19 protein-coding genes are annotated in these 18,475 nt (G+C 38.7%); 17 read left to right on the top strand and 2 right to left on the bottom strand.

Annotation, left to right across the window (positions count from 1 at the left end):
• Nucleotides 1-175: 175 nt before the first annotated feature.
• The 6 genes from NOX80_RS15555 (at nucleotide 176) to NOX80_RS15580 (ending at nucleotide 4,194) form a co-directional block, all read left to right on the top strand.
• Complete coding sequence (locus tag NOX80_RS15555) at nucleotides 176-811, top strand: DUF4377 domain-containing protein (protein ID WP_256550720.1); 636 nt, start codon at nucleotides 176-178, stop codon at nucleotides 809-811.
• A 171-nt stretch (nucleotides 812-982) separates the two neighbouring features.
• Complete coding sequence (locus NOX80_RS15560) at nucleotides 983-2,161, top strand: retropepsin-like aspartic protease (protein ID WP_256550721.1); 1,179 nt, start codon at nucleotides 983-985, stop codon at nucleotides 2,159-2,161.
• Nucleotides 2,162-2,167: 6 nt separating this feature from the next.
• Nucleotides 2,168-2,629, top strand: coding sequence for a GNAT family N-acetyltransferase (locus NOX80_RS15565; RefSeq protein WP_256550722.1), 462 nt, complete (start codon nucleotides 2,168-2,170; stop codon nucleotides 2,627-2,629).
• 77 nt (nucleotides 2,630-2,706) lie between these two features.
• Nucleotides 2,707-3,096, top strand: coding sequence for a VOC family protein (locus tag NOX80_RS15570; RefSeq protein ID WP_256550723.1), 390 nt, complete (start codon nucleotides 2,707-2,709; stop codon nucleotides 3,094-3,096).
• Nucleotides 3,097-3,098: 2 nt separating this feature from the next.
• Nucleotides 3,099-3,668, top strand: a complete 570-nt coding sequence (locus NOX80_RS15575; RefSeq protein ID WP_256550724.1) for a Crp/Fnr family transcriptional regulator — start codon at nucleotides 3,099-3,101, stop codon at nucleotides 3,666-3,668.
• An 82-nt stretch (nucleotides 3,669-3,750) separates the two neighbouring features.
• Nucleotides 3,751-4,194 carry a carboxymuconolactone decarboxylase family protein gene (locus tag NOX80_RS15580; RefSeq protein ID WP_256550725.1) on the top strand — a complete coding sequence of 148 codons (444 nt, stop codon included), beginning with the start codon at nucleotides 3,751-3,753 and terminating at the stop codon, nucleotides 4,192-4,194.
• 44 nt (nucleotides 4,195-4,238) lie between these two features.
• Here NOX80_RS15580 and NOX80_RS15585 read toward each other — a convergent pair whose 3' ends face one another.
• Nucleotides 4,239-4,928 (bottom strand): hypothetical protein, encoded by a 690-nt coding sequence (locus NOX80_RS15585; protein ID WP_256550726.1) that lies wholly within the window; start codon nucleotides 4,926-4,928, stop codon nucleotides 4,239-4,241.
• Between the two features lie 174 nt (nucleotides 4,929-5,102).
• Here NOX80_RS15585 and NOX80_RS15590 point away from each other — a divergent pair, with 174 nt between their 5' ends.
• Nucleotides 5,103-5,507 (top strand): VOC family protein, encoded by a 405-nt coding sequence (locus tag NOX80_RS15590; protein ID WP_256550727.1) that lies wholly within the window; start codon nucleotides 5,103-5,105, stop codon nucleotides 5,505-5,507.
• A 334-nt stretch (nucleotides 5,508-5,841) separates the two neighbouring features.
• Here NOX80_RS15590 and glyA read toward each other — a convergent pair whose 3' ends face one another.
• A complete protein-coding gene (gene glyA / locus NOX80_RS15595) occupies nucleotides 5,842-7,116 on the bottom strand; it encodes a serine hydroxymethyltransferase (RefSeq protein ID WP_256550728.1) in 1,275 nt (424 codons plus the stop codon).
• 111 nt (nucleotides 7,117-7,227) lie between these two features.
• On the opposite strand from glyA, the gene fahA reads away from it, so the two are divergent.
• The 10 genes from fahA (at nucleotide 7,228) to argB (ending at nucleotide 18,475) form a co-directional block, all read left to right on the top strand.
• Nucleotides 7,228-8,511: a fumarylacetoacetase gene (gene fahA / locus NOX80_RS15600; RefSeq protein ID WP_256550729.1), complete on the top strand. Its 1,284-nt coding sequence runs from the start codon at nucleotides 7,228-7,230 to the stop codon at nucleotides 8,509-8,511.
• A gap of 111 nt (nucleotides 8,512-8,622) precedes the next feature.
• The gene (locus tag NOX80_RS15605) at nucleotides 8,623-9,807 is read left to right on the top strand and encodes a hypothetical protein (protein WP_256550730.1); all 1,185 of its coding nucleotides are present in this window, start codon (nucleotides 8,623-8,625) and stop codon (nucleotides 9,805-9,807) included.
• Between the two features lie 163 nt (nucleotides 9,808-9,970).
• Complete coding sequence (locus NOX80_RS15610) at nucleotides 9,971-10,819, top strand: TolB family protein (RefSeq protein ID WP_256550731.1); 849 nt, start codon at nucleotides 9,971-9,973, stop codon at nucleotides 10,817-10,819.
• A gap of 4 nt (nucleotides 10,820-10,823) precedes the next feature.
• Complete coding sequence (locus NOX80_RS15615; protein ID WP_256550732.1) at nucleotides 10,824-12,293, top strand: N-acetylmuramoyl-L-alanine amidase; 1,470 nt, start codon at nucleotides 10,824-10,826, stop codon at nucleotides 12,291-12,293.
• Nucleotides 12,294-12,764: 471 nt separating this feature from the next.
• Nucleotides 12,765-13,382: a GNAT family N-acetyltransferase gene (locus NOX80_RS15620; protein ID WP_256550733.1), complete on the top strand. Its 618-nt coding sequence runs from the start codon at nucleotides 12,765-12,767 to the stop codon at nucleotides 13,380-13,382.
• Between the two features lie 40 nt (nucleotides 13,383-13,422).
• Nucleotides 13,423-14,613, top strand: coding sequence for an argininosuccinate synthase (gene argG / locus NOX80_RS15625; RefSeq protein WP_256553026.1), 1,191 nt, complete (start codon nucleotides 13,423-13,425; stop codon nucleotides 14,611-14,613).
• Nucleotides 14,606-15,571 carry an N-acetyl-gamma-glutamyl-phosphate reductase gene (gene argC, locus NOX80_RS15630; protein WP_256550734.1) on the top strand — a complete coding sequence of 322 codons (966 nt, stop codon included), beginning with the start codon at nucleotides 14,606-14,608 and terminating at the stop codon, nucleotides 15,569-15,571. Before argG ends, argC begins: the two co-directional genes overlap by 8 nt.
• Before the next feature lie 32 nt (nucleotides 15,572-15,603).
• Nucleotides 15,604-16,740: an aspartate aminotransferase family protein gene (locus tag NOX80_RS15635; protein ID WP_256550735.1), complete on the top strand. Its 1,137-nt coding sequence runs from the start codon at nucleotides 15,604-15,606 to the stop codon at nucleotides 16,738-16,740.
• Between the two features lie 6 nt (nucleotides 16,741-16,746).
• Nucleotides 16,747-17,700, top strand: a complete 954-nt coding sequence (locus NOX80_RS15640; RefSeq protein ID WP_256550736.1) for an N-acetylornithine carbamoyltransferase — start codon at nucleotides 16,747-16,749, stop codon at nucleotides 17,698-17,700.
• Complete coding sequence (gene argB, locus NOX80_RS15645; protein WP_256550737.1) at nucleotides 17,687-18,475, top strand: acetylglutamate kinase; 789 nt, start codon at nucleotides 17,687-17,689, stop codon at nucleotides 18,473-18,475. Before NOX80_RS15640 ends, argB begins: the two co-directional genes overlap by 14 nt.

Raw genomic sequence — 18,475 nt, forward strand, 5'->3', positions numbered from 1 at the left:
TAAAACCGCTTTGAAATTTCAGAGCGGTTTTTTTATACCCTACTTTTAAAAATTAATACGATTTTTTTTAACAAAATTGACTATATTTGTAATAATCATTCACTTCACTACATCGTCCGGCTTCGAAACAGAAGCAGGACAAAATCCAAAAATTATTAATTTAAATTCTTGTATTATGTTTAGAACCGTAATGTATTTAGTAGCATCGCTTTTTTTATTTGCATCTTGTAGCAAAAACGAAGTGATAAAACTGACGATCGCTTCAGAAGAAGCCGATTGTGTTGGTGTAGCACCTCAAAAATGTCTTTTAGTTAAAAAAGAAGGTCAAACCGAATGGGAAAACCTGTATAACGGAATTGACGGATTTATCTATGAAGACGGAAACGAATATGTATTGGAAGTAAAAGAAGAAAAAATCGACAACCCGCCGGCTGATGCTCCATCAGTAAAATATGTACTGGTAAAAGAAATTTCGAAAGTTGCAAAAGTATCGGAAGGCTTACCGGAAAAAGCTGAAGCACCGGTGTCGGAAACCTATCAGATTACCGTAGCCTCTCAAAAGGCAGATTGTACCGGCGTAGCGCCTCAAAAATGTTTCCTGGTTAAAAAAGACGGCCAAAAAGACTGGGAATTCTGGTACAGCGGTATTGAAGGCTTTAACTATGAAGAAGGTAACGAGTATGTATTGGAAATCAAAGAAGAAAAAGTAGCCAATCCTCCTGCCGATGCATCATCCGTAAAATATATTCTGATAAAAGAGGTTTCTAAACTAAAGAAAATTTCGGAAAACCTCCCGAAACCAAAAAAATAAAAGACTGTCGAATCCTGAAATTTCAGGTAAACTACAGATAAAAATGGGCTTTTTTCACAATTAAGCCCATTTTTTATTTTTAAAAAAGATAAATTTTAACGAAATTTCAGGCATACTTTTTGTGTTTTTCCGCATCTATTAGAAACCAATTACACCAAAACGAAAAAAATTATGAGCCGTTATTTATACTTACTTCTGCTATTTCTTTTACCGATTTCTAAAAATGCCCAATCGATTACACTTAATCAAGGTAGTACTACCCAAAAAGAGTATTACTCCGAAATTCCTTTTGAAAATATAAACAACAAATTAATCGTTCCGGTTGTTATCGAGAATAAAACCTATCGCTTCCTGCTGGATACCGGTGCGCCTTGTGTGATTACCAGCAAGCTTAGCAAAGCACTGCAAGCTAAATTTCTGGCCAACATCAATACTAAAGACGCCAACGGAAAAAGTGATACCTTAAAAATGGTATCACTACAAGAATTAAAGTTAGGTGACATTACTTTTCAGGATATCCCGGCTATCGTTGCCGACAATAAATTAGTTTTTGATTGTTTTAATATTGACGGGTTTATCGGTAGTAATATGCTCCGTAATTCTGTTCTGCAATTATCATCCGTAAAACAGTCTATCATCCTGACCGACTCCCCTTCCCGATTAAAACTAAACAAAAAACACGCTTCCAAACTCTATCTGTATGACACACAAAGTAGTCCCTATATTAAGATAAAACTAAAAAACAAGGAAGAAGCCAGCGAGGAATTACTCTTCGATACCGGTATGAACAACATATATGATATGTCTTTACGTGCTTACGAAATCCTGAAGCCGGCCAATATTTTTACAGATGTTGAAGAAGGCTACGGAAACGCGTCAATCGGAATATTCGGTAATTCAGAAAGCACCAAAAACTACCGCTTTACAGTACCGCAAATCAAGATCAACGGTATGCCGTTTAAAAATATCACGATTGAAACAACAAATGATCAAAATTCCCGTATGGGTGCCGAGTTAATCAAACACGGATTAGTGACTCTGGATTATAAAAACAAATATTTTTATTTCGAACCCTATAAAGACAGTTATGATTTGAGCGAGAAACGATTTGGTTTTAAACCAACGCTTGTTAATGACAAACTGGTTGTAGGCATAATATGGGACGATTCAATAAAAGGCATTATCGGTATTGGCGATGAAATTGTTCAGATTGATGATGTAAACTATGACAATATGGATCACTGCCTGATCATCACTCAGGCTTCACTGTTAAAAGGTAAAGATACAGCCGTTGTAACCTTCCGAAACAGTGTAGGTGATTTAACCACGTTAACCTTAAACAGAAAATGATCGCAAATGAGTATACAACCGATTTACAGCAAATCTATCCCTTACACTCTTCTGCTATTAGCCGATCCGTATATCGACATGATCAATAGCTATATACATGAGTCATTTTTATATGGGATACAATCCGGAAACGATTATATTGGCGTCTATGCCTTATATCCGATTGATGAATCCAGTGTTGAAATAAAAAACATCGCGGTTCGGGAAGATCATCAGCAAAAAGGTTTCGGAAAACAATTACTGCAACATGCCTTATCAGAAGCACATAAACGCGGTTTCCGGGACGTGCTGATCGGAACCGGGAATTCCAGTATTCCGCAATTGTCTTTTTATCAGAAACTCGGTTTTGAGGTAACCGCAATAAAAAAGAATTTCTTTATCGAGCATTACAAAGAGCCCATCTATGAAAACGGAATTCAATGCAAGCACATGATTGTCTTAACCAAACATATTGCTTCTAATTTATAAGCCTTATATTTGTTTACCTAATGGAAAAAAAAAAATCGGAAACAAGAACAACTTATCCGTAATTAAATATACCTACCATGATTCAGTTTGCCTATACCATTTTATATGTTCAGAATGTAGCATCAGCAATGACTTTTTACGAAAAAGCATTTGGTTTCCAACGTAAATTTATAACTCCGGATGAAGATTACGGCGAATTAATTTCAGGTGCTACTACATTGTCTTTCGCTGTTCATACTTTGGCCAAATCGAATCTAAAAGACGGCTATATCGAAAGCAATATCGCTGAAAAACCATTTGGTATCGAATTAGGCTTTACAACTGAAAACGTAGAAAAAACGGTAGAAGAAGCACTTTTAGCCGGCGGTACACTTACAGAACCTGTTAAAACAAAACCGTGGGGTCAAAAAGTGGCCTATGTTAGAGATACAGAAGGCTTTTTAGTTGAAATCTGTAGCCCGATGTAAAAATGGAACAACTGATACAACATATCGGGAAATCTGTTGTACTGACACCGGAAGAAAAAAACAACTTAAGCCTTTATTTTCATAGTCAAACGGTTTCTAAAAAAGATTTTTTACTTTCCGAAGGCCAGGTCTGTCAATTCAACTATTTTATCATAAAAGGTTGTTTTCGCCTTTATCTCTGTACCGAAAACGGAAAAGAACAGGTGATTCAATTTGGTATTGAAAACTGGTGGATTACTGATTATTCGAGTTATACTTCCGGAAGACCTTCGAAATTTTATATACAAGCAATCGAAACATCCGAAGTATTGTATATCAGTCGCAACGAACAGGAACAGCTTTTTGAAAAAGTGCCCCGATTGGAAAGTTATTTCCGGAAAAATCTCGAAAGAGCCTATGCCGCTTCTCTTACCCGGATTGAATATCTTTTCTTATTATCCGGAGAAGAACGCTATCGGAATTTTGCTAAAATCTATCCGGGTTTCGTACAACGGGTTCCGCAATATATGCTGGCTTCTTTTCTGGGAATCAGTCCGGAATACCTTAGTGAAATCCGAAAAAAACCGGAGTAATTCACTTTCTTAAACCAGCTTAATTTTTTCCCGGTTTACAGTCTGTAATTTTGACTTAAATAAAAATAAAAATCAAAATAATATGGACACTAGAATCAACATCAGTCAGTTAGAACCGGAAGCGTATAAAATCATGTATGCTTTTGAAAAATATTTAAGTACAACCAAACTAACTCCCATCCACAAAGAGCTTATTAAAATAAGAGCTTCACAGATGAACGGATGTGCATTTTGTATTAATATGCACACAAAAGACGCGCGTAAATACGGTGAAACCGAACAACGAATCTATGCGTTGAATGCATGGCGGGATACTAACTTTTTTTCAGAAGAAGAAAAGGCTATTTTAGCCCTGACGGAAGAAATGACGCTGATTTCGAATCACATATCAGATGCCACCTATGAAAATGCCCGTAAAGCTCTTAATGATGACAATTATCTGGCACAGGTGATGGTCGCAATCATTACAATCAATTCCTGGAACAGAATCGCAATTTCGACTAAAATGATGCCGGAACAGGATTGATTAAACAATCTAATACCTGATAGGATAGAAACCTGTCAGGTATTTTATTCCTTAATAATCATAATTGTAGCTTTAAAACCGGTAGCCAGATCCCATCGGTTAGCCGAAAGTAAAGTTCCTTTATCATCATACACCTGGAATTCCGCTGTATTGGGTCCGGAACTCCCTTGATTCAATGCTTCGAAGTCTAATTTATTAAATCCTTTTTCGAGTCCTAAAGTCGTCCCTTTATATTCGCCATACAGAATAATCTGCGGGATCATGATTTTACCGTTAACTAAGAATTTAATCATATCACCGTCCACATATTCGTGATCGCGGTATATGATTTTCACATATTCGGATTTGGTTCGGATTTCGCCAAACGACTGGTCTCTTTTAAATATTCTGGAATCGCCGTTACCTTCGCCTTTAAGCTCTTGTTTTAGCTTTTCCACATAAACATCGCCCGGGTTGGCAAATTTTTCTTTTTCCGCTCCGAATTTGGAATTATCCTCTCCGATCTGAAACGAGGAATTGTTCGGTTTTATGGATTCCAAAGGATTTACAGGCCCGTCAAAAATAGACGAACTAAAATTCATCGAAGGAAAAGCAGTGGTATTAGATGATTTATCCGGGCTGATCGCCGGTATTTTTAAACGGGGAATCGGTTTGGATTTCGTCACAAAATCATTTTGCGCCCATCCGCTTGCCGATAAGCCGATAAAAAATAGCAAGAAATATATTGACTTCACTCGTTTTCTTTTAAAGTCTAAAAATAGCAAATAAAGACCGACCTGAAAATATTCCGGCTATTTTTAACGCTATTTTAATCCTTTTAATTCTTAACTTTTCATTACCACTACCGCAAACGAAAAATAAGTACCTTCATGGTCTTTCTTCTGATAACCAACTAAAAAGGCATACTTATGGCAACAAAAATCTTTGTAAACTTACCCGTTAAAGACCTCAATCGATCGGTTGTATTCTTTACAAAACTGGGATTTACCTTTAATCCGCAGTTTACAGACGACAAAGCCACCTGCATGGTCGTTAGTGATACTATTTTTGTGATGTTACTGGTTCATGAACGCTTTAAAGATTTCACCCGTAAACCGATCAGTGACGCTTTACAAACAACTGAAGTCATACTTTCTCTGGACACTGACAGTAGGGAAAACGTAAATGCTATTATCGCCAAAGCAGTAGAAGCCGGCGGTATAGTCTATGCAGAACCTATGGATTACGGCTGGATGTATTCGCATAGTTTTTCGGATTTGGACGGTCATCAATGGGAAATTGTTTTTCTCGATCCCGAGGGAATGCCGCAGTAAAAATTTATGATTTTTTTAAGACAAATCCGCAATAAATAATAGCGAAAACCGTAATTGACTAATAACTTTTTTTGTAACTTGCAGTTCGTTAAATAATAATTAAATCATTGATTTACTTATGGTACAGCTAATGATTATGCTAGTCAAACAACTGATACTGCTGATAATTAATTTCGGCCAGTTGTTGTAATTTAGCGCCCCTATTTAATTGTAACTATTTAAATCCTTACTACAGGTTTTATATAGATGCCGACTCTTTTATCTTTAATTTTAATACCAATAAAAAATCCCTCTGAACTGAATGGAGGGATTTTTTTATGATTATAAAGATGGTTTAGAAAACGAACATCGCTCTTTCTCCCATCATATCATTTACAGCATCAGCTACTTCTTCCAGTACCGCTTCATCTGTATGATTCATAATTACTTTATCAATAAGCGCTACAATTGTTTCCATATCAGCTTCCAATAAACCTCTTGTGGTTACAGCCGGAGTTCCTACACGGATACCGGATGTTACAAACGGTGATTTATCATCAAAAGGAACCATATTCTTATTTACAGTGATTTCAGCTTTAACCAATGCATTCTCAGCTTCTTTACCGGAAATATTTTTATTTCTAAGGTCAATAAGCATCATATGGTTATCTGTACCACCGGAGATAATATCATATCCTCTTTTTACAAAAGCAGCTGCCATCGCTTTAGCATTTTTCTGAACTTGCATAGCATAAGTAAAGAATTCATCGCTTAAAGCTTCTCCGAAAGCGATTGCTTTAGCCGCAATAATATGCTCTAACGGACCACCTTGATTCCCAGGAAATACCGATCCGTCTAATAAAGACGACATCATACGGATTTCTCCTTTTGGCGTTTTGATTCCAAACGGGTTTTCAAAATCTTTCCCCATCATAATCATACCCCCTCTTGGACCGCGAAGCGTTTTATGCGTCGTTGTTGTAATGATATGACAATGCGGAACCGGATCATTCATCAGTCCTTTAGCAATTAAACCGGCCGGATGCGAGATATCTGCCATTAAAATAGCACCTACGCTATCAGCGATTTCACGGAAACGTTTAAAATCCATATCGCGGGAATACGCAGAAGCTCCGGCAATGATAAGTTTAGGTTGTTCTTTGGTAGCCACTTCCTGAATCGTATCATAGTTTAGCATTCCGGTTTCTTTTTCTACTCCGTAAAACACCGGATTGTATAATTTACCGGAAAAGTTAACCGGTGAACCGTGTGTTAAGTGTCCTCCGTGTGAAAGGTCGAAACCTAATATTTTATCACCCGGTTTTAAACAGGCAGCAAAAACAGCTGTATTAGCCTGTGAACCCGAGTGTGGTTGTACGTTTACATATTCTGCTCCAAACAAAGCTTTAGCTCTGTCAATTGCAATTTGCTCAATTACGTCCACTACTTCACATCCGCCGTAATAACGTTTACCCGGATATCCTTCGGCATATTTATTTGTTAAAACTGAGCCCGCAGCTTCCATTACCTGATCGCTCACGAAATTCTCAGATGCAATAAGTTCCAAGCCGTGAATTTGTCTGTCTTGTTCTTCAAGAATTAAGTCGAAAATTTGTTCGTCGCGTTGCATTTTATAATATTTCGTTAAATTGAGCTCAAAAATACGAAATTGGTTTGTTAAATTCACAATAGCTACTATATTTGATTTCGAATTTTTCAACAACAAAAACAAACATACAACATGCCTATAAGTGCCAACGACCCTAATAGAAAATCGTGGTTACACGTCCCTGAGAACAGTGATTTCCCTATACAAAATATTCCTTTCGGAGTTTTTATAACAAAAGATGATGTCGTAACAATCGGAACGCGTATCGGTGATTTTGCTATCGATATGGGAGCCTTACAACAGTTAGGCTATTTTGAAGGAATTGAATTAACGGATGATATGTTCATGCAGGATACGCTGAACGATTTTATTTCAGATGGAAAAAAAACCTGGCGTCTTGTCCGCAACAGACTGGCAGAGATTTTTGACGCCGAAAACCCGCAATTACGTGATAACGAAGCGCACAAAGAAGTCGTTATTTTTAACGTAAACGAAATTGAAATGCAATTACCGGTTTTAATCGGCGATTATACTGACTTCTATTCCAGTAAAGAACACGCTACCAATGTTGGTAAAATGTTCCGCGACCCGGAAAATGCTTTAATGCCTAACTGGTTACATATTCCGGTAGGTTACCACGGAAGAAGCTCTACTATTGTTCCTTCCGGAATTCCGGTACACCGTCCGATGGGGCAAACTTTACCTAACGGTGAAACACTACCTGTTTTCGGTCCTTCCCGATCTGTTGATTTTGAATTGGAAACAGCTTTTATTACTACCGATGCCAATATTATGGGTGAAAATATCCCGGTTGGAGAAGCGGAAGATTATATTTTCGGTATGGTATTATTAAACGACTGGAGTGCCCGTGATATTCAGAGATGGGAATATGTGCCGCTGGGACCATTCCTTGCTAAAAACTTTGCCTCTTCTATTTCTCCGTGGATTGTAACCTTGGATGCATTAGAACCGTTCCGTGTAGCAAGTCCGAAACAGGAACCTACTCCGCTTCCTTATTTACAGCAAACCGGCGATCATGCGTTTGACATTAACCTGGAAGTATTGATTGCTCCTGAAAGTGCGGATGCTACATTAGTATGCCAATCCAACTTTAAATATATGTATTGGACGATGAGTCAACAGTTAGCACACCACACGATCAACGGTTGTCGTGTTAACTCCGGTGACATGATGGGCTCCGGTACTATTTCCGGATCAACGGAAGACAGTTTCGGTTCAATGCTGGAATTGACATGGGGTGGTAAAAACCCGCTTCAAATGAGCGATGGCAGCGAACGTAAATTCATCAACGATGGTGATACGGTAATCATGAAAGGTTTTTGCCAGAATGATACAGTACGTATCGGATTCGGAGAAGTTTCCAGTAAACTGTTACCTCCTTTCGAAAGAAAATAAACTTATTTTTACATTTCGTATAAAACTCCGGTATAGCCGGAGTTTTTTTTATGCTCCATTCTTATAATACGCTCAAAATTTATACTTTTGAACCAGTTAAATCAGAAATTTATGAGGAAAATTACGGCTTTATTGTTTGTTCTGGCTTTTGTTTGCTCCTGCGGTGTTAAACAAACCCAGAATATGCTAACGGAAGGCGATTACGACGGTGCTATTAACCGTGCTATCGAAGGATTACAGGGTAATAAAAATGCAAAGGGAAAGCAGGATTATGTTTACCTTCTTGAAGAAGCGTTTGCCAAAGCAAAAGAACGTGACCTTCGCACCATCGAATTACTTGTGAAAGATGCCAATCCTTCTAAACTGGAAAAGCTGTACAATACCTATTTGCAGCTTAATAACCGTCAGGAACAAATTCGTCCGTTGTTACCATTACGATTGATCAAAGCAAATCGCAATGCTATTTTTCCTTTCGATGATTATTCCGATCAGATTATAAGCAGTAAAAATGCACTGGCTAAATTCCTTTACGACAATTCAAAAGCCTTAATGACCACTAATAATAAGCTGAATTATCGAAGAGCATATGATGGTTTTGCTTATCTGCAAACCTTAAATCCAAACTTTAAAGATGTTCCTGAATTAATGGACCAGGCGCAGTTTAAAGGGACAGATTTTGTAAATGTTTATACCAAAAACGAAACCAATATGGTGATTCCGGTACGTTTACAAGCGGATCTTTTGGATTTTAGCACACTTGGTCTGGACGACAAATGGACAGTTTACCACAGCAACCGACAAAAGGGTGTTACTTATGATTACGGTTTGATTGTTAATTTCAGAGAGATCCAAATTTCTCCGGAGCAAATCAAAGAACGGCAGTTTATTAAAGAAAAACAAATTAAAGACGGAGTGAAAAATCTGGTTGATGCCAATGGTCGTATAGTACGGGACAGTTTAGGAAAACCGATTAAAGTTGACAACTTCCGTACAATCAAAATCAATATTTATGAATTTACGCAGTTTAAAGCTTGTCAGATAGCGGCCAAAGTAGATTATATTGATTTTAAAACCAATCAGCTAATCGATACTTATCCGTTAAGCAGCGAATTTGTTTTCCAGAATATCTATGCCAATTATAACGGAGATCGTCGTGCCTGCGATGAAAATTATTTCCCATATTTTGATCGAAAAGCGGTTCCGTTTCCAAGTAACGAGCAAATGGTATATGATACCGGAGAAGATCTGAAAGCAAAACTAAAAAACATTATTACCCGGAATAAATTCCGCAAATAAATACAGTAAAACAATAACGAAGCACTTCCACAAGAAGTGCTTTTTTTTATGCCTGATCGCCTGTAAATATTAACAAGTAGTATAATATTAATTATTTGTTAATAAATATTTCGCATTTTGTACTATATAAATCGTAGCTTTATGGAAATCAAATCTATACATTATGAAAAAAAACCTACTGTACATTTCGATGTTGTTTTTAGGCATCAGCGGGCATGCACAAAAACTATCCGATTTTAATCGTGTAAACATCGAAGGATTTTACACAAATCCCGTGGTTTCACCAGACGGAACCCATGCCCTTTTAACCGGCGAACATTTTAAAGGTGTTTACCTTTTAGACATTGCCAAAAATGCAGTACAAACGATTTCCGATAAGGAAGGAAGCGGTTATGGCTACTCCTGGGATCGCAACAGTACTACTTTCTACTTCAAAGAAAAAGGAGAGAAAGATTTCTTTACCCAATCAAAAGTTTACGCTTATGATCTTTCTAACAAAAGACGTGAGCTGAAAGAAGAAATTAATCACAATTTCTTACCCTCCTATCAGGGGAAAGAAACCCCGATTGTGGTATACACCAATGTGATGACATTAAAAATTGAAGCCAAAGACCTTGCGACTGAAAAAACCTGGGTGGTTACCAATGATGAAGGACAGTTTTACAATGCTATATTATCAAACGACGGTAAAAAAGTAGCGGTACATAACGGTCCTAATATCTTTGTTTACGACCTGAACAACGAAACTAAACCGATTAAAGTAGGCACCGGAATCGCAACTTCCTGGTCGGCTGACGATAAATACCTGTTAGGATTTTTAGACGAAAGTGAAAACGGACATACCGTGAGTAATTCCGAATTGTACCTGTTTGACACCAAAGCTTTCAAACCGAGAAAAATTACCAACACCGAAGTTTTTACCGAAATGTTCCCTTCTTTCAGCGGAAAAGGTAAAATCGTATTCTCGGATGATAAAACCGGTAGAATTTTCACTTCTGAACTAAAAAACTAATCCTATGAAAAAAATAACTACACTCCTTTTTGCCCTGATGTTGAGTTTAGCGGCAAATGCCCAAATTATTGTGATTGACCCGGGACATGGCTATGGTGCTACAACCAGCGATAATCCTGACGGCCGTACCGCTACCGAAATTGAAACCTCCCTTGAAGTAGGTTTACGTACCCGTAATCTTATCCAGGGTAGTTGTTCCTGGACGGTTTATATGACACGTACAACCAACCTGAACAGCTGGATTTCGGTTACCCAACGGGCAACAATGTCAAACAACTGGAACGCCGACCGTCTATTGAGTATTCATTGTAATGCAGGTGGCGGAACCGGAACGGAAACATTCTATTGTACTGCTGACGATGCTGACACCGCTCCGGATATTGCTTTTGCGCAAAAAATTCAAGCCGATATGGTTTCCTACGGTTCGTGGGCCAATAGAAGATGCGTAGAAGACAATAGCTTCTTGGCCTATCACCTCGGTGTATTGCGGTATTCGTCTGCAACCGCTTGTTTAAACGAAATCGGTTTTGTTGATACAACATCCGATGCCGCAAAACTAACCAGTTCTACCTGGAGAGATTCATTTGCTTCTGCTTATTTCAACGCTTTAAAATCCAACTTAGGATTAACTTGCAGCACAAGTGCACCGGGAGCATTTACTTTAACCGCTACCCCTGAATGTAACGGAACGGCTACACGTGTACGTTTAAACTGGACAGCTTCTGCCAATGCAACCAGCTATGATATTTATCGTAACGGTGCTTTATATGCCAGCAGCATTACCGGAACGCAATATCTGAATACAGCGGTTACTTCCGGAACGGCTTATACCTACTATGTAAAAGCGAAAAATGCAGGAAGTACTACAACCAACAACTCAAACGGAACATTATCAGCTACTCCGCCGGCTTGCGGTGCACCGGGTGCATTTACCGTTACGTTAACTCCAACGTGTAGCGGTACAACAAGTGCTATCAATGTGACCTGGACGGCTTCTGCCAATGCTACGACTTACGACATCTACCGCAACGGGAATCTATATGCTCCGGATGTTACCGGTACGTCGTTTTTAAATACTTATTTGATCAATGCCGGTACAACATATACGTATTCGATGGTCGCTAAAAACAGTGCCGGAAGCACAAGTAATTCCAACGGAACCCGTTCGGCAGTTGCGATCAGCTGTGGTGCTAAAATGGCTGCACAAAGTACTGTAAATGGCTTTGAAAATATTCAGCTATTCCCGAATCCTTCAGATGGTTTTGTTAATCTTTCGGTTGAAAATGTTCCGGATCAAAAAGTAAACCTAATGCTTGTGGATACAAACGGTCGTATTGTTTTCGAAAACAATGTGATGCCGTCCAACAATACATTATCGGAACAAATCGATATTCGTAATCTTGCTACCGGTATGTATATTCTGAAAATAACAACTGACAATAAAGAATATGTCCGTAAAATCGTGAAAAAGTAAAACCGTACTTTTTCGTAAAACCGGGGTGGTCTGTTATAGGATCATCCCGGTTTTTTTATTGAATAAATCTTACAAAACCAATCGTTTGACCTATAAAAAAAGTGTTTTTCTTATTTTTTTTCAATTTATGTTATAATTTATTCTACATTTGCCTCGATGAAACTAACACCGTTACATAGTAACCTTTCTTTACGGAAAAGCCTGTCCACTTCTTCGCGGACAGAGCGGAGTCTATTCTAGTACCCGAGTTTTTCCTATTGTTATTCATCTTTTTATATTTTTCCCTTTGGAATTATCTGTTTTTTTACCCGGCTTTAAAGGCCTTATTATTTCAAATACTATTTTAACTGTACCGTTTGTAGCTGCTACACAACGACGGTAAACCTTGTCATACCCGAAACGAATCCTCGTTTCATTCCCCATTCCCCTTAGATTTTATTGTTTATTAATATTTACTCATCATTGTAAAAAATGGATGTAATCATTGTTATTGCTCAAAAAGAGCATTATTCCTATGCGCAGGAAATTTGTGATACGATCGAAACCTCAGCGTTGCAAAGAGGTACCGGAATTGCTAAAAGAACTCCGGAATACATTCACAAAAAGATTGCGATGCAGGATGCTGTCATTGCGTTGGAAAACGGAAAATTCGCGGGTTTCTGCTATATCGAAAGCTGGAGTCACGGAAAATTCGTAGCCCATTCCGGACTAATTGTTCATCCGGATTACCGTCATCTCGGGTTAGCTAAAAAAATCAAAACGTTTGTTTTCGAGTATTCGCAAAAAAAGTATCCTGAAGCTAAAATTTTCGGTATTACAACCGGATTAGCTGTTATGAAAATTAATTCCGATCTGGGTTATAGACCTGTACCGTTTTCAGAACTCACCGATGATCCGAGTTTCTGGAGTGGCTGTAAAACCTGCTCGAATTTCGATATCCTGCAACGGAAGGAAAACAAAATGTGCCTCTGTACCGGAATGTTATACGACCCGAACGAGAAAAGAAACCGAAAAATCACCTATACGTTTAATCAGAAAGTATTAAGCCGACTCAAAAACATCAAACAGGCTCTTTTTCTAAAAAAATAACACTATGAATCAACATCAAAATACAAACAACAATAGCGGAATCAAAACAGTGGTTTTAGCTTATAGCGGCGGACTCGACACTTCATTTTGTCTGAAATATTTACAAGACAAAGGATATCAGGTGCATACCGTTTTAATTAATACCGGCGGTTTTTCCGATACCGAATTACAAGCCATTACTACCCGCGCTTATGAGTTAGGAAGCTTTCAGCATACCAACCTTGATATTATTGAAAAATACTATCAAAAAGCAATTAAATACCTGATATACGGAAACGTACTAAAAAACAACACTTATCCTTTATCCGTAAGTGCCGAACGTGTTTTTCAGGCTTTGGAAATAATCAACTATGCTAAAAAAATCGGTGCCAATGCAGTAGCCCACGGAAGCACCGGTGCCGGAAACGATCAGGTTCGTTTTGACCTTATCTTTCAGACAATTGCACCGGAAATGGAGATCATTACGCCTATCCGCGATTTAAAATTATCCCGTCAGGAAGAAGTCGACTATCTGAAACAAAAAGGGGTTTCCTATTCCTGGGAAAAAGCACAATATTCGATCAATAAAGGGATTTGGGGAACCAGCGTAGGCGGAAAAGAAACACTTACTTCCCATCTTCCGCTACCGGATGAAGCCTATCCGTCATCGTTACAAAAAAACAAACCGGAAAAAGTGGTATTGGAATTTGTAAAAGGAGAATTAGTAAGTCTGAATGGTGAAAAAGCCGCACCAACGGTTAACATTCTAAAACTGGAAGCATTGGCAAGTTCTTTCGCAATTGGTCGTGATATTCATGTTGGCGACACCATAATCGGCATCAAAGGGCGTGTCGGATTTGAAGCGGCCGCTCCATTGATCATTATAAAAGCACATCATTTATTGGAAAAACACGTACTCGTTAAATGGCAGCAATACTGGAAAGAACAACTCGGCAACTGGTATGGCATGCTATTTCACGAAGGACAATATCTGGATCCGGTGATGCGCAATATTGAAGCCTTTCTTACCGATACCCAAAAGAATGTTTCCGGAACCGTTACCGTGACCTTACAACCCTATCATTTTACATTGGACGGTATCGAATCGGAATATGATTTAATGAATTCGGAATTCGGACAATATGGTGAAATCAACAAAGCGTGGTCGGCTGACGATGCTAAAGGATTCATCAAAATACTAGGAAACAGTCAAACGATTTATTCACAAATAAACAAGCCCGATTATGATTAAAGCAGGTATTATAGGAGGATCAGGCTATACGGCAGGAGAATTAATGCGTCTGATCCAAAACCACCCGAAAGCCACTGTCGACTTTATATACAGTACCACCAATGCAGGAAAACCCGTAACCGATATCCATCAGGATTTATTGGGTGATACCGATTTGATTTTTACGGATACAATAAATCCGGACGTTAATATCGTTTTTCTTTGCCTCGGACACGGACAATCGAAAGACTTTCTGGAAAAACACAGCTTTGCCTCACATACGCGAATTATTGATTTAGGGAATGATTTCCGTTTGAAACAAGACGCTGATTCTTTTGTTTACGGACTTCCGGAATTAAATCGCAAGGAAATTAAAGCCGCTAAATATATCGCTAACCCGGGTTGTTTTGCTACGGCAATTCAGTTGGCACTTTTGCCATTGGCACAAAATAGTCAACTGACTGATACGATTCATATCAACGCAACTACAGGAAGTACCGGAGCCGGTGTAAAGCCGTCGGCAACGTCACATCATAGTTGGCGCAATAATAATATGTCGCATTACAAAGCTTTTGAACATCAGCATCTGGGCGAGATCCGTCAAAGTCTGATGCAGCTTCAAAGCGATTTTAATCACGAGATTTTATTGATTCCGAACCGCGGTGATTTTACACGTGGCATATTCGCAACGCTTTATATGAAAACTGATATTCCGCTGGCAACAATTACAGAACAATATCAAACGTATTATCAAGATCATCCGTTTGTTGTAGCTACAACCGAAAATATACATCTGAAACAGGTTGTCCAAACCAACAAATGCATCATCAGTCTGGAGAAAAAGGGCGACTATTTCCTGATTACGGCTGTTATCGACAACCTGATAAAAGGAGCTTCGGGACAAGCCATTCAAAATATGAACCTCATGTTCGGTTTGGATGAAAAAACAGGATTACAATTAAAATCCGGCAATTTTTAAAACAGATTCTTTATTCTACAAAATACATTAAAATGAGTTTATTCAACGTTTATCCGATATATAATATAACACCGACCAAAGCATCCGGTGCCAAAGTTTGGGATGCTAACAATCAGGAATACCTGGACTTCTACGGCGGTCACGGAGTGATTTCGATCGGACATTCCCATCCGGCTTATGTAAAAGCGATTACAGAGCAGGTCAATGCTATCGGTTTCTATTCCAATTCAATACAAAACCCGATACAGGAACAGTTGGCGCAAAAGCTAACAACCCTTTCCGGCTATCCGGATTATTCATTATTCCTTTGTAATTCCGGTGCGGAAGCCAATGAAAACGCCTTAAAACTGGCTTCATTTCACAACGGAAAATCAAAGGTAATTGCATTCCGAAAAGCCTTCCACGGCAGAACCTCAGCAGCTGTTTCCGTAACCGATAATCCTGTAATTGTAGCACCGATAAACCAAAATCATCCGGTGGTTTTTCTTCCGTTAAACGATATTGATGCCGTAACTACGGAAATCGCCAAAGGTGATGTTTGTGCTGTTATTATAGAAGGAATTCAGGGTGTTGGCGGACTAGATGAAGGCACAACTGCTTTTTTTCAATCGTTACAACAATTGTGCAAGGACAGCAATGTCGTACTAATTCTGGATGAAATACAAAGCGGATACGGACGTTCCGGGAAGTTTTTCGCCCATCAATTCCATGCTATCCAACCGGACATTATTTCGATAGCCAAAGGAATGGGGAACGGATTTCCGATCGGCGGTATTCTGATCAGTCCGAAATTCAAAGCAACACACGGTTTACTGGGTACTACTTTCGGCGGAAATCATCTGGCTTGTGCGGCAGCGTTAGCCGTTTTAAATACCATCGAACAGGAACAGCTTATCGAAAATGTTAACCAAATCAGTTCCTATTTTAGAGTACAAATTGAACAAATACCGGAAATCAAAAAAATAAAAGGAAAAGGATTGATGTTAGGGTTAGAATTTGATTTCGAGGTAAATACCTTACGTCAAAAACTGATTTATGAAGGCCATATTTTTACCGGTAATGCTTCTCAAAAAAATCTGTTACGAATTTTACCTCCGCTATCAATCACCAAACAGGATATCGATTCATTTATCACCGGGCTTCAAAAAGCCTTGCAATCCTTAAAATAAAATACCATGAAACATTTCACAACCGTAAATCATATAGACGATCTGGACAGCCTGTTATTACTGGTCAAACAAATCAAATCCGATCCTTATAGCTATAAAGAGCTGGGAACCAATAAAACAATCGGTCTTTTGTTTTTTAATCCGAGTCTGAGAACCCGTTTAAGTACGCAAAAAGCAGCTGTTAATCTGGGAATGAATTGTATCACGCTCAACCTCAACAATGAAGGCTGGAGTCTTGAATTTGAAGACGGTGCCGTTATGGATGGTAATAAAGCCGAACATATCAAAGAAGCCGCACAAGTAGTGTCGCAGTATTGTGACATCATAGCGATACGTAGTTTTCCGACACTAACCGATAAGGAGAAAGATGAAGCCGAACATGTTATTCATTCTTTTTTACAATACGCAACCGTACCGGTGATTAGTCTCGAAGGCGCATCCGAACATCCTTTACAGGCCGTAGCTGATATTCTGACCATACAGGAATACAAAACCAAACAAAAACCGAAAGTGGTTTTAACATGGGCACCGCATCCGAAAGCATTACCACATGCCGTACCGAATTCATTTATTAAGATGATGCAAAAATCAAATGTCGACTTTGTAATTACGCACCCCAAAGGCTATGAACTGAATCCGGACATTACCAAAAACAGTACTATCCTTTACGATCAGGACGAAGCTTTTCAGAATGCCGACTTTATTTATGCCAAAAACTGGAGTAATTATAACGATTATGGAAAAATCACCTCACAAGATCCTTCCTGGATGGTTACCACTGAAAAAATGGCGCTGACTAACAATGCAAAATTTATGCACTGCCTTCCGGTACGTCGAAATCAGATCGTAAGTGATGCCGTATTAGATGGCGATAATTCAATCGTGATTCCGCAGGCGAATAACAGAACCTATGCTACACAAGCTATTCTAACTAAAATTTTACAGGATGAAGACCACTAAACCGGAACTGACCATCGTTAAAATCGGTGGAAATATTATCGATGATACTACCGCTTTAAACCGTACACTTCATGCCTTTTCACAACTAAAAGGGTCGAAAATACTCGTTCACGGCGGAGGAAAAGAAGCCAGCAGAATAGCCGAAGCACTGAATCTGGAACCGCAAATGGTTGACGGCAGACGAATAACGGATCAAAATATGCTGAATATTGTGGTCATGACGTACGCCGGATTGATCAATAAGAGAATTGTCGCAGAACTCAATACACTACAAACCAATGCATTTGGCTATACCGGTGCCGATGGTAATCTGATTATTTCAGAGAGAAGAAGCGTCAAGGATATTGATTTCGGATTTGTGGGCGATATAAAACAGATCGATACGCAACAACTCGTAACAATTCTGGACGGAAAAGCAGTTCCGGTTTTTTGTGCTATCACCCATGACGGTAAGGGCCAACTACTGAATACCAACGCTGATACTATCGCCGCTGAACTTGGCATTGCTTTGTCGGAGTCCTATACCGTAAAAATAATATACTGCTTTGAAAAACAAGGCGTGCTGATTAATACAAACGATGAAACTTCACTGATTCCGCTTCTTACCACATCAAAATATCAGGATTTATTGACCATTGGTGCTATTTATTCGGGTATGATTCCCAAACTCGACAATTGTTTTAGCGCCTTAACAAAAGGCGTTCATCAGGTGATCATTGGAAACGCTGCCATCCTGGAAAATCAAAATACAAAGTGTACTGTCATTCAACTATAA

The sequence above is a fragment of the Flavobacterium cerinum genome, from assembly GCF_024496085.1.
GTDB classification, from domain to species: domain Bacteria; phylum Bacteroidota; class Bacteroidia; order Flavobacteriales; family Flavobacteriaceae; genus Flavobacterium; species Flavobacterium cerinum_A.

What these genes read in the sequence shown, in the direction of transcription:
- fahA (WP_256550729.1), top strand. Translation starts at nt 7,228, where the DNA reads ATGCCTATAAGTGCCAACGACCCTAATAGAAAATCGTGGTTACACGTC.
- NOX80_RS15580 (WP_256550725.1), top strand. Translation starts at nt 3,751, where the DNA reads ATGGACACTAGAATCAACATCAGTCAGTTAGAACCGGAAGCGTATAAA.
- NOX80_RS15575 (WP_256550724.1), top strand. Translation starts at nt 3,099, where the DNA reads ATGGAACAACTGATACAACATATCGGGAAATCTGTTGTACTGACACCG.
- NOX80_RS15555 (WP_256550720.1), top strand. Translation starts at nt 176, where the DNA reads ATGTTTAGAACCGTAATGTATTTAGTAGCATCGCTTTTTTTATTTGCA.
- NOX80_RS15635 (WP_256550735.1), top strand. Translation starts at nt 15,604, where the DNA reads ATGAGTTTATTCAACGTTTATCCGATATATAATATAACACCGACCAAA.
- glyA (WP_256550728.1), bottom strand. Translation starts at nt 7,116, where the DNA reads ATGCAACGCGACGAACAAATTTTCGACTTAATTCTTGAAGAACAAGAC.
- NOX80_RS15605 (WP_256550730.1), top strand. Translation starts at nt 8,623, where the DNA reads ATGAGGAAAATTACGGCTTTATTGTTTGTTCTGGCTTTTGTTTGCTCC.
- argC (WP_256550734.1), top strand. Translation starts at nt 14,606, where the DNA reads ATGATTAAAGCAGGTATTATAGGAGGATCAGGCTATACGGCAGGAGAA.
- NOX80_RS15560 (WP_256550721.1), top strand. Translation starts at nt 983, where the DNA reads ATGAGCCGTTATTTATACTTACTTCTGCTATTTCTTTTACCGATTTCT.
- NOX80_RS15565 (WP_256550722.1), top strand. Translation starts at nt 2,168, where the DNA reads ATGAGTATACAACCGATTTACAGCAAATCTATCCCTTACACTCTTCTG.
- NOX80_RS15640 (WP_256550736.1), top strand. Translation starts at nt 16,747, where the DNA reads ATGAAACATTTCACAACCGTAAATCATATAGACGATCTGGACAGCCTG.
- NOX80_RS15620 (WP_256550733.1), top strand. Translation starts at nt 12,765, where the DNA reads ATGGATGTAATCATTGTTATTGCTCAAAAAGAGCATTATTCCTATGCG.
- NOX80_RS15570 (WP_256550723.1), top strand. Translation starts at nt 2,707, where the DNA reads ATGATTCAGTTTGCCTATACCATTTTATATGTTCAGAATGTAGCATCA.
- NOX80_RS15610 (WP_256550731.1), top strand. Translation starts at nt 9,971, where the DNA reads ATGAAAAAAAACCTACTGTACATTTCGATGTTGTTTTTAGGCATCAGC.
- NOX80_RS15590 (WP_256550727.1), top strand. Translation starts at nt 5,103, where the DNA reads ATGGCAACAAAAATCTTTGTAAACTTACCCGTTAAAGACCTCAATCGA.
- argB (WP_256550737.1), top strand. Translation starts at nt 17,687, where the DNA reads ATGAAGACCACTAAACCGGAACTGACCATCGTTAAAATCGGTGGAAAT.
- NOX80_RS15615 (WP_256550732.1), top strand. Translation starts at nt 10,824, where the DNA reads ATGAAAAAAATAACTACACTCCTTTTTGCCCTGATGTTGAGTTTAGCG.